Raw genomic sequence first — 17,130 nt, 5'->3', positions numbered from 1 at the left:
CTTCATGGTCTGTTTGTGTCTGTGGGTGGTGTCGCGGTTGGGGGGCGCGGGCGGGGGTGCGCGCTCAGTCCATGTCTCCGGCGAGGCCCCCCGGGCCGTCGTACCGCCAGGAAAACGAAAGCCAGTGGGAAAGGAGGAGGCTGGTCAGCCTCTGTTTCCTCCGTTTCCGTTGTTCCCGCCGTTCCCGTTGCCCTGGATGAAGCCGTCGGGGAAGGAGAACGTCGGGTTCGGGGTGGTGGTGCCGGCGGTGGTCGCGCCGTCCGTCGTGCCGCCGTCGCCCGTGCCGCCGCCGATGAGACCGCCGATCAGGCCGCCCGTGTCGTCGCCGTTGCGGCCGTGGCCGTTCCCATTGCCGTTTCCGTTGCCCTTGTCGTGGTCGTTCTCGTCCGGGATGTCGATGAGGTTGAAGGACTCCGACTGCTTGCCCTCCAGGGCGCCGGTCATGGCGTCCTTCCAGATCGGGCCGGGCGTGTCGGCGCCGTAGACCTCGCTGTGGTAGACGCCGCCGATGGTGATGTTGGTCATCTCGATGTTCTGCTTGGCGCTGCCGACCCAGACCGCGCCCGCGAGGTTCGGCGTGTAGCCGACGAACCAGGCGTTCTTGCGGGCGTCCGTCGTACCCGTCTTGCCGGCGCTCTCGCGGTCGTCCAGGCCGGCCTCCTGACCGGTACCGGAGTCGACCACTCCGCGCAGCAGCGTGTTGATGGTGTCGGCGGTCTTCTCGCTCATCGCCCGCGAGCAGGTCGACTTCGGCACGGGCAGGGACTTCTGCTCGTTGCCGACCTTCTGGGTGATCGACTCGATGGCGACCGGCGTGCAGTACATGCCGCGGTCGGCGAAGGTGGCGTACGCGCTCGCCATGGTCAGCGGGGAGAGGCCGATCGCGCCGAGGGCGATGGACGGGGTCTGCGGGAGCTTCGAGCCGTCGCCCTGGTGGACGTGGAGCGCGTCGGTCATCTTGACCACCGGGCACAGGCCGATGTCGGAGATCAGCTGGACGAAGTAGGTGTTGATGGACTTCGCCATCGCCTTCTTCATCTGGTACGGCCCGACCTCGGACTCGTTCTCGTTCTCGACCTGCTCGTTGTCCGTGTTGACCCACTGCTTGCCGTCGCACTGCTGGACGGGGCTCGGGTAGTTCATCTTGTACGGCGCCGAGTACTCCTGCGTCGCCGGCTTGCCGCCCTCGATGGCGGCCGCGGCCACGAACGGCTTGAACGTCGAACCTGTCGGGAAGCCGTAGTTGGAGCCGCCGTAGTCCCGGTCGACGGAGAAGTTGTACTCGGTCTCGTTCTTGTTGTAGCCGTACGGCTTCGACTGGCCCATCCCCAGGATCTTGCCGGTGCCGGGCTCCACGAGGGTGGCGGCCGCGGCGACCGAGTCGGCCTTGTAGACGTGGTCCTTGATCGAGCTCTGCACCGAGTCCTGGGCCTGCGGGTCCAGGGTGGTACGGATGGTCAGGCCGCCCTGGTTCCAGAGCTTGGCGCGCGCCTCGCGGGTCTTGCCGAAGGTCGGGTCGGTGAGGAAGACGTTCTCGACGTACTTGCAGAAGAACCCGGCACCCTTGGTGGCGGTGATGCAGCCGTTCTTGGGCTGGGTGACATGCAGGCCGAGCGGGGCTTCCTTGGCCTTGTCGGCCTCCGCCTGGGAGATGTCGCCGAGCTGGGCCATGCGCTCCAGCACGACGTTGCGCCGCTTGGTGGCCTCGGCCTCGTCGTTGACCGGGTCGTACCGGCTGGGCGACTGCACGATGCCGGCCAGCAGGGCCGACTGCTGGAGGTTGAGGTTCTTGGCGTGCTGGGAGAAGTAGCGCTGGGAGGCGGCCTCGATGCCGTAGGCCTGCTCGCCGAAGAAGGTGATGTTCAGGTAGTTCTCGAGGATCTTCTTCTTGCCGAGCTTCTCCTCCAGCTGGATCGCGTACTTCAGCTCCTTGACCTTGCGGCCGAGGGTCTGCTGGGTTGCCTCGGCGACCTTGGTGGGGTCGTCGCCGGCCTCCTCGATGAAGTAGTTCTTCACCAGCTGCTGGGTGAGCGTGGAGGCGCCCTGGGCGACCCCGCCGCTCACCGCGTTCTTGTTCAGCGCGCGCAGGACGCCCTTCAGGTCGATGGCGCCGTGCTGGTAGTAGCGCGAGTCCTCGATCGCGACGATCGCCTTCTGCATGTACGGCGAGATCTCCTTGAGGTCCACCACCGTGCGGTCACGGGAGTAGACCTGGGCGATCTGGTTGCCCTTGCTGTCGAGGATCCTGGTCCGCTGGCTGAGCTGCGGGCTCTTCAGGTTGGCCGGGATGTCGTCGAAGCCCTGGACCGAACCCTTGGCCGCGAGGCCCAGGGCGCCTGCCGCGGGTAGTGCGATGCCCGCCATCACGGCTCCCGCGAGCACACTGACACCGAGGAATTTGGCGGCCTGCTGCGTGGTCGACAGACCACCGCCCGAGCGCTTCTTTGGCATGGGGGCAGCCTAATCCGTAGGGATGAGCATTCCGCGTGAGCGGGCTGCTCTCGGGATGTTCGAGTGCCGGATCGTGACATAGAGGGCGACTCGACCGGAACACCGGCCCGCCGCGGCCCGATCCGCCTGACCGCATGGCTGCGCCTCGCCGACGGCACGACGACATGAACGGTCTACCTTGCCATTCGCCGGACACACGCGCAGGCCTTGGCCTAAGCTGCTCTCAACTGTCACAGCAGCGCGGCCACGTATCAATACGTCCGGCGACCCCGAATCGTTCCGGAACCCGCCCATTTTTTTCGGGTGATGTGTTGAAGGCGTGTCCGAATCCGCCTCGTGTGTCATCCGGCGTCCGTTGTGACGCATCACAGCTGTCCCGGTTTGCCGGAATGATCACACATGTCGTCAGCTCACTCCCGCGGGTGATCTGCCGCTTACCCATAGTCCGTTCGGGCCATTCAAGATTGGGCCCGAAGGGGGTGTTGCGCTGTGCCCACCTTCCGTAACGTCCTCAACTGGCGGCGGTGAATATGCCGCTGCCGCCGTGGGGGAGCCTCGATTCGGGAGAGGACGGCGCCGGTATGGGCTGGGTAACCGACTGGAGTGCGCAGGCTGCCTGCCGCACTACCGATCCGGATGAACTGTTCGTTCAGGGAGCAGCGCAGAACAGGGCCAAGGCGGTGTGCACCGGGTGTCCGGTACGCACGGAATGCCTGGCCGATGCGCTGGACAATCGCGTCGAGTTCGGCGTGTGGGGAGGAATGACCGAGCGGGAGCGCCGCGCACTGCTGCGCAGGCGGCCCACCGTGACCTCCTGGCGCCGGCTCCTGGAGACAGCGCGCTCGGAGTACGAGCGGGGGACCGGCATCGTCCCCCTCGACAGCGACGAGGTGTACGAGAACTACGCGGCAGTGAGCTGAATCACCCGCCGCACCACCGACTGGACAACCCGCTGAACCTGGTGGAGGCATATGCCTTCCGGAGACTCCGCGGGCATACGACTACGGGCATTCGGCCGGCTACGGGCGTACGACCGACTACCGGTAATACGACTGACGACCGGTATACGACTACGGCAGCTTGGCCAGGGCAGTTCGGCTACGGCGGTTCCGCTACGGCAGCTCCGGTCGGCCGGCCGCGAGCCGGTCGCCGATGTCCCGCAGTCCCGTGAGGTCGTGCACATCGCCGGGCAGCGCGGCCACTTCCACCACGGCCACCTCGGGGTGGCGTGCGGTGAAGCGGTCACGTGTGCGCTGCTCGCGGGAGAGCAGCTGCATGCGCTCGGCGTGCAGCTTCAGCAGGCCTGCGGTGAGCTGGTCCACGGTGCGGTCCGGGCCGCCGGAGGAGTCGGGCTCGGACGCGTCGGGCCCTGGCAGGGACGAGGGGGATTCGTCTGCCTGGGGTACCTGGTGTGCCGGGGGCGTCCGGGGCGTCGTCGTCCCGTCGAGTCCGGACGAGGGGGAGCCGTCGGACTCGAACGCGCATGATTCAGAACTGCCGTACGTGTCGGGAGAGTTACGAAGTCCAGCTTTCCCGTCCCCCTGATCCACAATGCGGGACTCCTCAAGATTTTCCGCGACCTCGAGATTTTCCGCAGCGGCGAGCGCGCGCTCGGCGGACAGCCGGGTGGCGCCGCTGCCGTGGACCCGGTTGAGGACCAGACCGACCAGCGGCATGTCCTCCGCGGCCAGCCGCTCCACGAAGTACGCGGCCTCGCGCAGCGCGTCCCGCTCCGGGGCCGCCACCACCAGGAACGCCGTACCGGGCGCCTGAAGCAGCTTGTACGTCGCGTCCGCGCGCGTACGGAACCCGCCGAACGTCGTGTCCATCGCGGCCACGAACGTCTGTACGTCCTTGAGCAGTTGCCCGCCGAGCAGCTTGCCGAGGGTGCCGGTCATCATCGACATGCCGACGTTCAGGAAGGCCATGCCCGCGCGGCCGCCCAGCTTCGCCGGCGCGGTGAGCAGGCGGATCAGTTTGCCGTCCAGGAAGGAGCCCAGCCGCTTCGGCGCGTCCAGGAAGTCCAGCGCGGAGCGGGAGGGCGGGGTGTCGACGACGATCAGGTCCCACTCGTCCCGGGCCCGCAGCTGGCCCAGTTTCTCCATCGCCATGTACTCCTGCGTGCCCGCGAAGCCCGCCGAGAGTGACTGGTAGAAGGGGTTGGCCAGGATGGCCGCCGCCCGCTCGGCGTCCGCGTGCGCCTCGACGACCTCGTCGAAGGTGCGCTTCATGTCGAGCATCATGGCGTGCAGTTCGCCACCGGGCCGCCGCCCGTCGCCCGCGGCCGAACCGCCGCGTGACGCTTCCCCTCGGTCCTCGGTGCCCTTCACCTTCCGTGGCACGTTGTCGAGCGAGTCGATGCCCATGGACTGCGCCAGCCGCTTGGCCGGGTCGATGGTGAGCACGACCACCTTGCGGCCGCGCTCGGCGGCCCGCAGCCCCAGCGCCGCGGCGGTCGTCGTCTTCCCGACCCCGCCCGAGCCGCAGCACACCACGATCCGGGTGTTCGGGTCGTCGAGCAGCGCGTCGACGTCGAGCGCGGGCGCGTGGGCCAGTCGGCGCGTGCCGTCCTGCGCCGGGTCCGGATCCGGGTCCGAAGTCATGACATCCCCTGTTTCCGCAGCTCGGTGGCGAGTTCGTACAGGCCCGCGAGGTCCATCCCCTCGGCGAGCAGCGGCAGTTCGTGCCGCGGCAGGTCCAGCTCGGCGAGGACCGCGCGCTGCTCGTGCTCCAGCGCGTACCGCGCGGCGTACTCGGCGGCCTGCGCGAGCAGCGGGTCCACCAGCTGCTCTGCCTTCCCGCCGCGCCGCGCCCCGCCCAGACCCGCGGCGGACAGCGTCTGCGCCACGGCGGTGCGCGGTACGGTCCGTACGAGTTCCAGGTCGGCCGCGTCCAACACCTCCGGCCGGACCATGTTCACGATGACCCGGCCCACCGGCAGCCGCGCCGCGCGCAGTTCGGCGATGCCGTCGGCGGTCTCCTGGACCGGCATCTCCTCCAGCAGGGTGACCAGGTGCACGGCCGTCTCCTTGGACTTCAGCACCCGCATCACGGCCTGCGCCTGATTGTGTATCGGGCCGATCTTGGCGAGCCCGGCCACCTCGTCGTTCACGTTCAGGAAGCGGGTGATGCGGCCGGTGGGCGGGGCGTCCATGACGACGTAGTCGTAGATGAACCGGCCGGCCTTGTCCTTCCTGCGCACCGCCTCACACGCCTTGCCGGTCAGGAGGACGTCTCTGAGGCCCGGCGCGATGGTGGTGGCGAAGTCGATCGCGCCGAGTTTCTTCAGGGCCCGGCCGGCCCCGCCGAGCTTGTAGAACATCTGGAGGTAGTCCAGAAGGGCCAGTTCGGGATCGATGGCCAGCGCATAGACCTCACCGCCTCCCGGCGCGACCGCGATCTTCCGCTCTTCGTAGGGCAACGCCTCCGTCTCGAAGAGCTGGGCGATGCCCTGCCGACCCTCGACCTCCACGAGAAGCGTCCGCTTCCCCTCGGTCGCGAGGGCCAGCGCGAGTGCGGCGGCGACCGTCGTCTTTCCGGTCCCGCCCTTGCCGCTGACGACCTGGAGCCTGCTCACATCTTCGAGACTAACCAGTCGGCCGGACACTCACGCGGGAGGCTGTGGATAACCGTGCGTACGATCGGCCGCCGAGACCGGTGGCAGCCCGCCGTCACCGGCCCGGTGGTCGGGCACGTGTCCCGTCCGTCACAGCGGATACAGTCGGCCCCATGACCAAGTGGGAATACGCAACCGTGCCGCTGCTCGTCCATGCCACGAAGCAGATTCTGGACACCTGGGGCGAGGACGGCTGGGAGCTCGTCCAGGTCGTGCCCGGGCCCAACAACCCCGAGCAGCTCGTGGCCTACCTGAAGCGGGAGAAGCCGTGACGGGCTCCGTCGAGGCCAAGCTGGCCGAACTCGGTCTTTCGCTGCCGGCGGTCGTCCCGCCGCTCGCCGCCTACCAGCCGGCCGTCCGGTCGGGTGTGTACGTCTACACCTCCGGCCAGCTGCCGATGGTGGACGGCAAGCTTCCGGTCACCGGCAAGGTCGGCGCCGAGGTCACCGCGGAGGAGGCCAAGGAACTGGCCCGCACCTGCGCGCTGAACGCCCTGGCCGCCGTGAAGTCCGTCGCCGGTGACCTGGACCGCATCGCGCGCGTGGTGAAGGTCGTCGGCTTCGTCGCCTCCGCGACCGACTTCACCGGCCAGCCCGGCGTGATCAACGGCGCCAGCGAGCTGCTCGGCGAGGTGCTCGGCGACAAGGGCGTGCACGCGCGCAGCGCGGTGGGCGTCGCGGTGCTGCCGCTGGACGCACCGGTCGAGGTCGAGGTCCAGGTCGAACTGCTGCCGTAACGGCATCCGGCCGGTGGCTGCCGTAAGTGCTTCCCGTGGCACCTCCGGGTGCCCCGGAGTCCCTCTCGAACATTCGCTCCCCACGGGATAGCCTCCGGTAATGGCCGATGGACAGTGGTATCCCCCGGAGTGGCCGGACCGCATCCGCGCACACGCGGAGGGCACCCTCGTGCCGGTGACCCCGAAGCGCGCGGCGACCGTGCTGCTCCTGAAGGACACCTCCGGTGGTCCCGTCGTCCACATGCTGCGCAGACGCGCCTCCATGGCCTTCGCCGGAGGCGCGTACGCGTATCCCGGCGGCGGTGTCGACCCGCGCGACGACGACCAGCAGGTCCGCTGGGCGGGCCCCACGCGCGCGTGGTGGGCGCAGCGGCTCGGCGTCGACGAGGCGGGCGCCCAGGCGATCGTCTGCGCCGCCGTGCGGGAGACGTACGAGGAGGCCGGCGTCCTGCTCGCGGGCCCGGCCGCCGACGCCGTGGTCGGGGACACCACCGGAGACGACTGGGAGGCCGACCGCGCGGCCCTGGTCGCCCGTGATCTGTCCTTCGCCCAGTTCCTGGACCGGCGGGGCCTGGTCCTGCGCTCGGACCTGCTGGGCGCCTGGACGCGCTGGATCACCCCGGAGTTCGAGACGCGCCGCTACGACACCTGGTTCTTCGTCGCCGCCCTTCCGGAGGGCCAGCGCACCCGGAACGCCTCCACGGAGGCCGACCGTACGGTGTGGATCCGCCCGGCGGAGGCGGCCGCCGGGTACGACAAGGGCGAGTTGCTGATGATGCCGCCCACCATCGCGACCCTGCGCCAGCTGATGCCGTACGGCACGGCCGCCGAGACCCTCGCGGCGGCGCCCGCGCGGGACATGACCCCGGTGCTGGCCCGCGCCCGCCTGGAGGACGGCGAGATCGTCCTGACCTGGCCGGGCCACGACGAGTTCACCAAGCACATACCGACCGACCTCACGACCGGGGGAGCCTGAGCATGACGAACGCAGCAGCCCTGCCCGGCCAGCCGCGCGGCGGGGTCCTCTCGGGTCCCGCCACCGCACGGGCCGTCAACGTGCTGGCGCCCAACGCCTCCGTGATGACCCTGGACGGCACGAACACCTGGATCGTCGCCGAGCCCGACTCCGACCTGGCCGTCGTGATCGACCCCGGCCCGCTGGACGACGGCCATCTCGAGAACGTCGTCGACACGGCCGAGAAGGCCGGCAAGCGCATCGCGCTCACCCTCCTGACCCACGGCCACCCCGACCACGCCGAGGGCGCCGTCCGCTTCGCCGAGCTGACCCGCACGCGCGTGCGTGCCCTCGACCCGGCGCTGCGCCTGGGCGACGAGGGGCTGGCGGCCGGCGACGTGATCACGACCGGCGGCCTGGAGCTCCGGGTCGTACCCACTCCCGGCCACACCGCCGACTCCCTCAGCTTCCACCTCCCGGCCGACCGCGCGATCCTGACCGGCGACACCGTCCTGGGGCGCGGCACGACGGTGGTGGCCCACCCGGACGGCCGCCTGGGCGACTATCTGGACTCGCTACGACGGCTGCGCTCGCTGACGGTCGACGACGGCGTCCACACGGTTCTGCCGGGCCACGGACCTGTCCTGGAGGACGCCCAGGGGGTCGTCGAGTTCTATCTGGCCCACCGCGCCCACCGGCTCGCCCAGGTCGAGACGGCCGTGGAGAACGGCCACCGCAGCCCGGCCGAGGTCGTCGCGCACGTCTACGCGGACGTGGACCGCTCCCTGTGGCCGGCCGCGGAGCTGTCGGTACGGGCCCAGCTGGACTACCTCGGCGAGCACGGGCTGATCTGACTCCGGAACTACTCCCAGCCCTCGGGTCTGGGGGTCTTCACGCCGTGCACGCGCGCGTACTCGTCCGCCAGCCAAGGGCCCAGGTCGTCGACGTACGACCGCAGGACCGTACGGTCGCCGACCGGCTCGTACCCCAACCCGGCCGCGCGGCGCAGTTGTTCGGCCCGCTCCGGGTAGTAGTCGGCGAACGCGTCGGCCATCTCCCGCAGATCGCTGGTCCAGCCGTTCCAGCGGGGCATGACGAGGGTGAAACCGGTCCGCACCAGATGCCGTGACATGAAGCGCACCAGGGGCCGCAGGGCCTCCTCGCCGTCGCCCGCGGCCGCGATCCGCTGCCGCCAGCGCGGCAGGTACCGGGCGAGGTCGCCGTTGGTCTCGCGGGCGAGCAGGGAGTCGGGGCGGTAGCGGGGCAGATACTCGGCGAGGTCCTCGCCGAGCAGCGGGGTGCACAGGCAGGCCACGAACCAGCCGATGTCGTACCGCTCCCGCTCGTCGAGCACCCGCGCGCGGGAGAAGAGCAGGGTCCCGACCCCGTCGATCTCCGGGAACTCCTTGTCGACGGCCTGGCCGAGGCCTTGGGCCGCGTCCCGGTCGGCGCCGCTCGGCTCCGTCCGCAGGACGACCACCAGGTCCAGGTCGCTGCGTCCCACGCGCGCGGTGCCGCGAGGAATCGACCCGTTGAGGTAGGCGCTGTCCAGCCGCGCCCCGAAGACGTCCAGGAGGCGGTCGCGGGCGGCGGCGACCACGGGGCGGAACACGTGCGGCACGCGCGCGTGCGAGCCCTCGCGCTCGATGAAGCCCAGGGGGTCGAGTCCCCTGGACGGGACCGTTTCAGGCATGGAGCAACCAAATCTGAGCCCGCCCGGCGGGCGAGGCCGAAGGCCGACAGGCGCGGGGCCGGGGGCGGCAGCCCCCGGAGACGGCGACTACCGGGCGACTACCGGGAACGCTTCGCCAGACGCTCGACATCCAGCAGGATCACGGCCCGCGCCTCCAGACGCAGCCAGCCACGCTGGGCGAAGTCCGCCAGCGCCTTGTTCACGGTCTCGCGGGACGCGCCGACCAGCTGGGCCAGCTCCTCCTGCGTGAGGTCGTGGACGACGTGGATGCCTTCCTCGGACTGCACACCGAAGCGGCGCGACAGGTCCAGCAGGGCGCGCGCGACCCGGCCCGGGACGTCGGAGAAGACCAGGTCGGACATGGCGTCGTTGGTCTTGCGCAGTCGGCGGGCGACGGCGCGCAGCAGGGCGGTGGCCACCTCGGGGCGCGCGTTCAGCCAGGGCTGGAGGTCGCCGTGACCGAGGCCCAGCAGCTTGCCCTCGGTCAGCGCGGTGGCGGTCGCGGTGCGCGGGCCCGGGTCGAACAGCGCCAGCTCGCCGATCAGCTCGCCGGGGCCGACGACGGCGAGCATGTTCTCGCGGCCGTCGGGGGAGGTGCGGTGGAGCTTGACCTTGCCCTCGGTGACGACATAGAGCCGGTCGCCCGGGTCGCCCTCGTGGAACAGGGAGTCGCCACGCGCGAGGGTCACCTCACTCATGGAGGCACGCAGCTCCGCGGACTGCTCGTCATCGAGCGCCGCGAAGAGCGGGTTGCGCCGCAGAACGTCGTCCACGAGTACTCTCCTTGTCGACCTGCTCAGGGGATCTTGCTCCCCCTTGGTACCAGGGGACCGTGCTCCCCATTTTGCCGGACGGTCCAAACAGTGTGATCTGTCACAAGGATGCCGCACTGGTGTGCCGAGGTAAGCGGCAGGGGTCCAATCGGGGGCTGATCTTCCGGGTCCGCGGCGGATGTCGGTGCCGGGCTTTAGGCTGGCCGGGTGTCCAAATCGCCGGTGAGAGCACAGGCCAAGGGGGCTGGGCGGGTGGTTGTACGTCGTGATTCCGCCGTGGGCGAACAGGGGTCCGATGCTGTCCCTGATGAGCCGAAAAAGGCGACGAAAGCGGCAAAGGCTGTAAAGAAGGCCGCGGTGAAGAAGGCGGCGGTGAAGAAGGCGGCGGTGAAGAAGACGGCGGTGAAGAAGACGGCGGTGAAGAAGACAGCGGTGAAGAAGGCGGTAGCGAAGAAGACGGTGGCGAAGAAGGCGGCACCGGTGGAGACCGCGGCCGCGCGGACGGCTGCCCAGCGGCCCGCGTCCAAAGCCGCCGCACCCAAGAAGGCCGCATCCAAGAAGGCCGTCGCCGAGAAGCCGCAGGTGGCCTGGAAGCCCGAGTCGCACACCGCCCTGGTGCGCCGTGCCCGCCGGATCGACCGCGAACTCGCCGAGGTCTACCCGTACGCCCACCCCGAGCTGGACTTCGAGAACCCCTTCCAGCTGCTGGTCGCCACGGTGCTCTCCGCCCAGACCACCGACCTGCGCGTCAACCAGACCACCCCGACCCTGTTCGCGAAGTACCCCACCCCCGAGGAACTGGCCGAGGCCAACCCGGAGGAGGTCGAGGAGATCCTGCGGCCGTGCGGTTTCTTCCGGGCCAAGACCAAGTCGGTGATAGGGCTCTCCAAGAGTCTGGTGGAGTCGTTCGGGGGCGAGGTCCCGGGGCGGCTCGAAGACCTCGTGAAGCTGCCCGGCGTCGGCCGCAAGACCGCCTTCGTGGTGCTGGGCAACGCCTTCGGGCGCCCCGGCATCACCGTGGACACGCATTTCCAGCGCCTGGTGCGCCGGTGGCGGTGGACCGAGGAGACCGACCCCGACAAGATCGAGGCGGCTGTCGGCGCGCTGTTCCCCAAGAGCGAGTGGACCGACCTCTCGCACCATGTGATCTGGCACGGTCGCCGGATGTGCCACGCTCGCAAGCCCGCCTGCGGGGTGTGTCCCATCGCGCCGCTCTGCCCGGCCTACGGCGAGGGCGAGACCGACCCGGAGAAGGCGAAGAAGCTGCTCAAGTACGAGAAGGGCGGCTTCCCCGGCCAGCGCCTCAAGCCCCCGCAGGCGTATCTGGACGCGGGCGGCAGGCCGGCGCCGCCGCTGGGCGCCGTATCAGGGACATGACCTAGGGATCTTCTGAGGGGCGAGAGACGGAACGATCAAGGAGTCTTCGGGCGTTGGAACGGGCAGGCCGGGGCAGCAGGGCGGGACGGGGGATGCCATGACACAGGGCGGCAAGGCGCACACGGGGGATCCGCACGCGGGTGTGGCGCTCAGCAAGGACGGCCTGCCGGAGTGGCTGGACCCGGTGGTGCGGGCCGCCGAGACGGTCCAGCCGGTCCAGCTGAGCCGCTTCCTGCCGCCGGAGGACGGCGCGGGGCGGCAGTCGGCCGTGCTGATCCTCTTCGGCGAGGGCGAGCAGGGGCCGGAGCTGCTGCTCATGGAGCGGGCCGGTAGCTTGCGCTCGCACGCCGGGCAGCCCTCGTTCCCCGGTGGCGCCCTCGACCCCGAGGACGGCGACCCGAAGGCCGACGGGCCGCTGCGGGCCGCTCTCCGCGAGGCCGAGGAGGAGACCGGGCTCGATCCGGCCGGTGTGCAGCTGTTCGGGGCGCTGCCCAGGCTGTACATCCCGGTGAGCCACTTCGTGGTCACGCCGGTGCTGGGCTGGTGGCGCGAGCCGAGCCCGGTGGGGGTGGTGGATCCGAACGAGACGGCGAGGGTCTTCACGGTCCCCGTGGCGGATCTCACGAATCCGACCAACCGGGCCACCGCCGTGCACCCCAGCGGCCACCGAGGTCCGGCATTCCTGGTCGAATCGACCTTGGTGTGGGGGTTCACGGCCGGGGTGATCGACCGGCTGCTGCACTACGCGGGATGGGAGCGCTCCTGGGACCGCGAGAAGCTGGTCCCGCTCGACTGGCGGTCATGACAGGGTGTCCACCGTGAATGTGCTGGACATCCTGTTGCTGGTCGCCGCCGTGTGGTTCGCGATCGTCGGCTACCGCCAGGGGTTCGTCGTCGGCATCCTGTCGGTGATCGGCTTCCTGGGCGGCGGACTCGTCGCCGTCTACGTCCTGCCGGTGATCTGGGACGCGGTGACCGACAACGCCGAGGTGGGCACGACCGCCGCGGTGGTCGCCGTGGTCGTCGTCATCGTCTGCGCCTCGGTCGGCCAGGCCCTGACCACGCATCTGGGCAACAAGCTGCGCCGGTACATCACCTGGTCCCCGGCTCGCGCGCTGGACGCCACCGGCGGCGCGCTGGTCAACGTGCTGGCGATGCTGCTGGTCGCCTGGCTGATCGGCTCCGCGCTCGCGGGCACCACGCTGCCGACGCTCGGCAAGGAGGTCCGTAACTCCAAGGTGCTCCTCGGGGTGTCCAGAGCGCTGCCCAACCAGGCCGACACCTGGTTCGCGGACTTCTCCGCGGTCCTCGCGCAGAACGGTTTCCCGCAGGTCTTCAGCCCCTTCGCCAACGAGCCGATCACCGATGTCTCGCCGCCCGACCCGGCGCTCGTGAACAGCGCGGTGGCCACCACCGCCCAGCGGTCCATCGTCAAGGTGACGGGCACCGCGCAGAGCTGCGGCAAGATCCTGGAGGGCACCGGCTTCGTCTTCGCCGACCGCCGTGTCATGACCAACGCGCACGTGGTCGGCGGCGTCGATGAGCCCACCGTCCAGATCGGCGGCTTGGGCCGCAAGTACGACGCCAAGGTCGTCCTCTACGACTGGCAGCGCGACATCGCCGTACTCGACGTGCCGGACCTGCCGGCGAAGCCCCTGAAGTTCTCCGCGGCGGACGCCGAGACCAGCGACAGCGCGATCGTCGCCGGGTTCCCTGAGAACGGGTCGTACGACGTCCGTGCCGCCCGGGTGCGCGGCCGCATCACCGCCAACGGCCCGGACATCTACCACCGCGGCACCGTCCGCCGTGACGTCTACTCGCTGTACGCGACCGTCCGCCAGGGAAACTCCGGCGGCCCGCTGCTCACGCCCCAGGGCAAGGTGTACGGGGTGGTCTTCGCGAAGTCACTGGACGACGCGGACACCGGGTACGCCCTCACGGCCGACGAGATCCAGGCGGACATCGCCCGGGGCCGTACCGCGAATCAGCAGGTCGGGACCGACAGCTGCGCACTGTGAGGGATCATGCGCGGGTATGGCGCAGACGGACCGAGACCCAGCGGGCCCGGCGCCGCAGGATGTGCGGAATCCCCACCCTGAGGTCCGTGCCCGGCATCTGCGGGGCGGCTCCTCGATGGGAGTTCAGACCGCCTGTCGTACGGCGGTTGCGGGGTGCGTCACTGTAGTCGTGCGTCCAGCCCATACCCCGACGTCTGCCCCCGCCCCAAGGTCGATAACCTCCGGCGCGGCCCTCAATCGGCCTATGCGCGGGGCATGTGGCCGTTCGTAGAACAGGTGTGCAGATCCGGATACCGGGCGCATCGGCGCGGTCACCGATCGGGCTCGGGGTCTTTCAGCCAGTTGACCAGTTCGGTGGAGAACGCGACCGGGTCCTCCTCGTGCGGGAAGTGCCCGAGCCCGTCGAACAGCCGCCAGCGGTACGGGGCTTCGACGTACTCGCCGGAGCCGGCCGCGCTGCGGGTGCGGGCCACCGGGTCCAGGGAGCCGTGCAGATGCAGCGTCGGGACGCGCACCGGGCGCTTCATCCGGCGGTTGAACTGGATGCCGTCCGGGCGGGCCAGCGAGCGCACCAGCCAGCGGTACGGCTCGATCGAGCAGTGCGCGGTGGAGGGGATGCACATGGCCCGCTGGTACGTCTCCACCGCCTCGTCGTCCGGCAACCGGGGGCCTGACCAGTCCCGGATCAGTCGGCCGACCAGCGCGCCGTCGTCGGCGATGAGCTGCCGCTCGGGGACCCAGGGCCGCTGGAAGCCCCAGATGTAGGAGGCGGCGGCCGACTGTCGGCGGTCCCGGAGCATCGCCGAGCGCCAGCGCCGCGGGTGCGGCATGGACACCACCGCGAGCCGCCGCACCAGCTTGGGGCGCATCGCGGCCGCGGTCCACGCCAGATAGCCGCCCAGGTCGTGGCCGACCAGCGCGGCGTCCGGCTCGCCGAGGGAGCGGATCACGCCGGTGATGTCGAGGGCGAGGTTGGCCGGGTCGTAGCCGCGCGGCGTCCGGTCGCTGCCGCCGACGCCCCTGAGGTCCATGGCGACGGCCCGGAAGCCCGCGTCGGCGAGCGCGACCAGCTGGTGCCGCCAGGTCCACCAGAACTCCGGGAAGCCGTGCACCAGCATGACCAGCGGGCCGTCGCCGAGTTCGGCGATGTGGAAGCGCGCGCCGTTCGCTGCGACGTCCCGGTGTGTCCAGGGGCCTTCGAGCCGTACGGCCGAGGGGGCGGGATCGCTCATGACGACGAGCGTCCCACAGCCTCGATGGCCGGCACGTCATCCCTGGGGAGTGCCGGACGCGGATGCGGCTTGGCGTTCTGCAGTACGCCCGCCGTCTCCTTCACCGACGCGGCGACCTTCTGCGGGCCCTGGCCCTTCTTGGCCTTCTTCGCGAACACCACGCCGATCAGCGCGAGGGCGACGGCCACCAGGACGTTCGCCGCGAAGGAGAGCAGGAAACAGATCGCGAGGTTCCAGTGGCTCCAGGTCCGAATGCCGTACGCCAGCGCGAAGTTGAGCATCGGCAGGGAGAACAGCAGCAGCACACCGGCCGCCGAGAAGGCGCCGCCGCTCGTCGCGCCCCGCTTGACGTCCTGCTTCAGCTGGGCCTTGGCCAGCGCGATCTCGTCGTGCACCAGCGCCGACATCTCGGCCGTGGCCGAGGCGAACAACTGGCCGATGCTGCGTTCGGCACCGACCGGGCTGCCGTCGGGTGCGCTCATCGCGGTCTCCCTCTGCGTACTTGTCATCGTCTTTTGTACCGTCTCGTCAGATCATGCCGGACGGTTGCCCTGCGCGCCTGCCCCGCCCGGCACTTCGGCAGGCGCGTCGTGCCTGTGACGGCTTTCGGCGGCCGCTGCCCGGTCGTGCCCGTGGTGGCCCTCGCCGGCCCTTACCCGGCGGCCTGCCCGGCTTTCTCGGCGGCTATGCGGCGGTGTTCGGCGGCCTTGCGGTCGTAGATCGCCGCCATCCGCAGGTGGTACGCCGGGTCGTCCTGCTCGTAGACGTCCGGGATGCCGTCGAGGTCCTCGTCCCGCTCCTCGGCCTCGACCAGCCGCCGGTAGCGGGTATTGCGTATCTTCAGCAGCACCGTGGCGCACAGGGCCGCGATCAGCGAGCCGGTGAGCACGGCGGCCTTGACCTCGTCGGTGAGCACGGCGTCGCCGGCGAAGGCGAGTTCGCCGATGAGCAGCGACACGGTGAAGCCGATACCGGCGAGCGAGGCGACCGCGAAGACGTCGCCCCAGGCCAGGTCCTCGCTGAGCGAGGCCCGGGTGAAGCGGGCGGTGAGCCAGGTCCCGCCGAATATCCCGACGGTCTTGCCGACCACCAGTCCGAGGACCACCCCGAGCGTCTCGGGTTTGCCGAACACGTCCCCGAGCGCTCCTCCGGACACCTTCACGCCGGCGCTGAAGAGCGCGAACAGGGGCACGGCGACCCCAGCCGACAACGGTCGCACCAGATGCTCGATGTGCTCGCCGGGGGAGTGCTGCTCACCCTCACGGGTGGTGCAGCGCAGCATCAGGCCCATGGCGACACCGGCGATGGTCGCGTGCACGCCGCTGTTGTACATCAGCGCCCAGATGACGAGCGCGAGCGGCACGTACACGTACCAGCCGCGTACGCCCTTCCTCAGCAGCAGCCAGAAGACGGCGAGGCCCAGGGCCGCGCCGCCGAGCGCGGCGAAGTCGATCCGGGCGGTGAAGAAGACCGCGATGATCAGGATCGCGAACAGGTCGTCGACGACCGCGAGGGTGAGCAGGAAGGCGCGCAGGGCGGCCGGCAGCGAGGTGCCGATGACGGCCAGCACGGCCAGCGCGAAGGCGATGTCGGTGGCCGTGGGTACCGCCCAGCCCTGGGTGGAGCCGCCGCCGGCGAGGGTGGTGAGGGTGTAGACGAGCGCCGGTACGGCCATCCCGCACAGCGCGGCGACCACCGGCAGCACGGCCGCCTTCGGGTCCCGCAGGTCGCCGGCGACCAGCTCGCGCTTGAGTTCGATGCCGGCGACGAAGAAGAAGACCGCGAGCAGGCCGTCGGCGGCCCAGTGGGTGACGGAGAGGTTCAGGCCGAGGGCGCCGGGGCCGAGGTGGAAGTCGCCGACGGTCTCGTAGCTGTGGTGCAGCGCCGGTATGTTCGCCCAGATCAGCGCAGCTACCGCCGCGATGAGCAGCAGCACACCGCCGACGGTCTCGGTCCGCAGCGCGTCCGCCACGATGGTCCGCTCGGGCAGCGAGAGCCGGCCGAGGACCTTGCGGACGGGGGTGGTGCGGGGCGCGGACACGGGGACCTCCGGTCGGTGGGCAGGACGGGTCTACTTGCCGACCAGACTTCCCGGCACACCTTGTGGAACACGCAACTTTGCTTAGTTTACCTAAGATGTGGCGAGAGTCGTCAGGTGAGTCTCACGGTAGGTGCAAAAGGGGCGCCCCGGGGGGGGGGGGGCCGGCGCCCCCCCCAGGTGGGGGGGGCGGGGGGGGGCCTCGGACGGGACCGCCCGGGGGGTGCGCCCGGATGGGTAG

The 17,130-nt window shown here is 70.3% G+C and carries 17 protein-coding genes; 8 read left to right on the top strand and 9 right to left on the bottom strand.

The features are described from left to right. Positions 1-144: 144 nt before the first annotated feature. On the bottom strand, positions 145-2,451 hold the full coding sequence (locus tag ACWGJB_RS22855; protein ID WP_453381975.1) for a transglycosylase domain-containing protein: 2,307 nt from the start codon (positions 2,449-2,451) through the stop codon (positions 145-147). A gap of 581 nt (positions 2,452-3,032) precedes the next feature. Between ACWGJB_RS22855 and wblA the strand changes: the two genes are divergently transcribed. Next, positions 3,033-3,371 carry a transcriptional regulator WblA gene (wblA, locus tag ACWGJB_RS22850; protein WP_132856581.1) on the top strand — a complete coding sequence of 113 codons (339 nt, stop codon included), beginning with the start codon at positions 3,033-3,035 and terminating at the stop codon, positions 3,369-3,371. A 192-nt stretch (positions 3,372-3,563) separates the two neighbouring features. Here wblA and ACWGJB_RS22845 read toward each other — a convergent pair whose 3' ends face one another. Both ACWGJB_RS22845 and ACWGJB_RS22840 read right to left on the bottom strand, forming a co-directional pair. After that, the gene (locus ACWGJB_RS22845) at positions 3,564-5,054 is read right to left on the bottom strand and encodes an ArsA family ATPase (RefSeq protein WP_453381974.1); all 1,491 of its coding nucleotides are present in this window, start codon (positions 5,052-5,054) and stop codon (positions 3,564-3,566) included. After that, positions 5,051-6,028, bottom strand: coding sequence for an ArsA family ATPase (locus ACWGJB_RS22840; protein WP_453381973.1), 978 nt, complete (start codon positions 6,026-6,028; stop codon positions 5,051-5,053). The genes ACWGJB_RS22845 and ACWGJB_RS22840 overlap by 4 nt, the downstream gene beginning before the upstream one ends. Positions 6,029-6,180: 152 nt before the next feature. Between ACWGJB_RS22840 and ACWGJB_RS22835 the strand changes: the two genes are divergently transcribed. From ACWGJB_RS22835 to ACWGJB_RS22820, 4 genes are all read left to right on the top strand, one after another. Further along, entirely contained in the window at positions 6,181-6,339 is a 159-nt protein-coding gene (locus ACWGJB_RS22835; protein WP_019992579.1) for a DUF4177 domain-containing protein, read from the top strand. Further along, positions 6,336-6,803, top strand: coding sequence for a RidA family protein (locus tag ACWGJB_RS22830; protein ID WP_453381972.1), 468 nt, complete (start codon positions 6,336-6,338; stop codon positions 6,801-6,803). Before ACWGJB_RS22835 ends, ACWGJB_RS22830 begins: the two co-directional genes overlap by 4 nt. Positions 6,804-6,903: 100 nt before the next feature. Further along, positions 6,904-7,779, top strand: coding sequence for an NUDIX hydrolase (locus ACWGJB_RS22825; RefSeq protein WP_453381971.1), 876 nt, complete (start codon positions 6,904-6,906; stop codon positions 7,777-7,779). Positions 7,780-7,781: 2 nt separating this feature from the next. Next, positions 7,782-8,612, top strand: coding sequence for an MBL fold metallo-hydrolase (locus tag ACWGJB_RS22820; protein WP_453381970.1), 831 nt, complete (start codon positions 7,782-7,784; stop codon positions 8,610-8,612). An 8-nt stretch (positions 8,613-8,620) separates the two neighbouring features. On the opposite strand, the gene ACWGJB_RS22815 is transcribed toward ACWGJB_RS22820, so the two are convergent. Both ACWGJB_RS22815 and ACWGJB_RS22810 read right to left on the bottom strand, forming a co-directional pair. Next, a complete protein-coding gene (locus ACWGJB_RS22815; protein WP_453381969.1) occupies positions 8,621-9,451 on the bottom strand; it encodes a nucleotidyltransferase in 831 nt (276 codons plus the stop codon). A gap of 98 nt (positions 9,452-9,549) precedes the next feature. Beyond that, the gene (locus ACWGJB_RS22810; RefSeq protein WP_453381968.1) at positions 9,550-10,224 is read right to left on the bottom strand and encodes a Crp/Fnr family transcriptional regulator; all 675 of its coding nucleotides are present in this window, start codon (positions 10,222-10,224) and stop codon (positions 9,550-9,552) included. A gap of 357 nt (positions 10,225-10,581) precedes the next feature. Here ACWGJB_RS22810 and nth point away from each other — a divergent pair, with 357 nt between their 5' ends. The 3 genes from nth (at position 10,582) to ACWGJB_RS22795 (ending at position 13,619) form a co-directional block, all read left to right on the top strand. Continuing rightward, positions 10,582-11,601: an endonuclease III gene (nth, locus tag ACWGJB_RS22805; protein ID WP_453381967.1), complete on the top strand. Its 1,020-nt coding sequence runs from the start codon at positions 10,582-10,584 to the stop codon at positions 11,599-11,601. 97 nt (positions 11,602-11,698) lie between these two features. Further along, entirely contained in the window at positions 11,699-12,406 is a 708-nt protein-coding gene (locus tag ACWGJB_RS22800) for an NUDIX hydrolase (RefSeq protein ID WP_453381966.1), read from the top strand. A gap of 13 nt (positions 12,407-12,419) precedes the next feature. Then, the gene (locus ACWGJB_RS22795) at positions 12,420-13,619 is read left to right on the top strand and encodes a MarP family serine protease (protein WP_453382234.1); all 1,200 of its coding nucleotides are present in this window, start codon (positions 12,420-12,422) and stop codon (positions 13,617-13,619) included. Between the two features lie 4 nt (positions 13,620-13,623). Here ACWGJB_RS22795 and ACWGJB_RS22790 read toward each other — a convergent pair whose 3' ends face one another. From ACWGJB_RS22790 to nhaA, 4 genes are all read right to left on the bottom strand, one after another. After that, positions 13,624-13,803, bottom strand: a complete 180-nt coding sequence (locus ACWGJB_RS22790) for a hypothetical protein (RefSeq protein WP_453381965.1) — start codon at positions 13,801-13,803, stop codon at positions 13,624-13,626. A 127-nt stretch (positions 13,804-13,930) separates the two neighbouring features. Next, complete coding sequence (locus tag ACWGJB_RS22785; RefSeq protein WP_453381964.1) at positions 13,931-14,851, bottom strand: alpha/beta fold hydrolase; 921 nt, start codon at positions 14,849-14,851, stop codon at positions 13,931-13,933. After that, positions 14,848-15,333: a phage holin family protein gene (locus tag ACWGJB_RS22780; protein ID WP_360492386.1), complete on the bottom strand. Its 486-nt coding sequence runs from the start codon at positions 15,331-15,333 to the stop codon at positions 14,848-14,850. The genes ACWGJB_RS22785 and ACWGJB_RS22780 overlap by 4 nt, the downstream gene beginning before the upstream one ends. 170 nt (positions 15,334-15,503) lie before the next feature. Then, positions 15,504-16,892: a Na+/H+ antiporter NhaA gene (gene nhaA / locus ACWGJB_RS22775; RefSeq protein WP_453381963.1), complete on the bottom strand. Its 1,389-nt coding sequence runs from the start codon at positions 16,890-16,892 to the stop codon at positions 15,504-15,506. Positions 16,893-17,130 lie beyond the last annotated feature (238 nt).

It is taken from the genome of Streptomyces sp. NPDC054813 (genome assembly GCF_053611365.1).
This window is presented reverse-complemented; position numbering and strand designations above follow the sequence as displayed.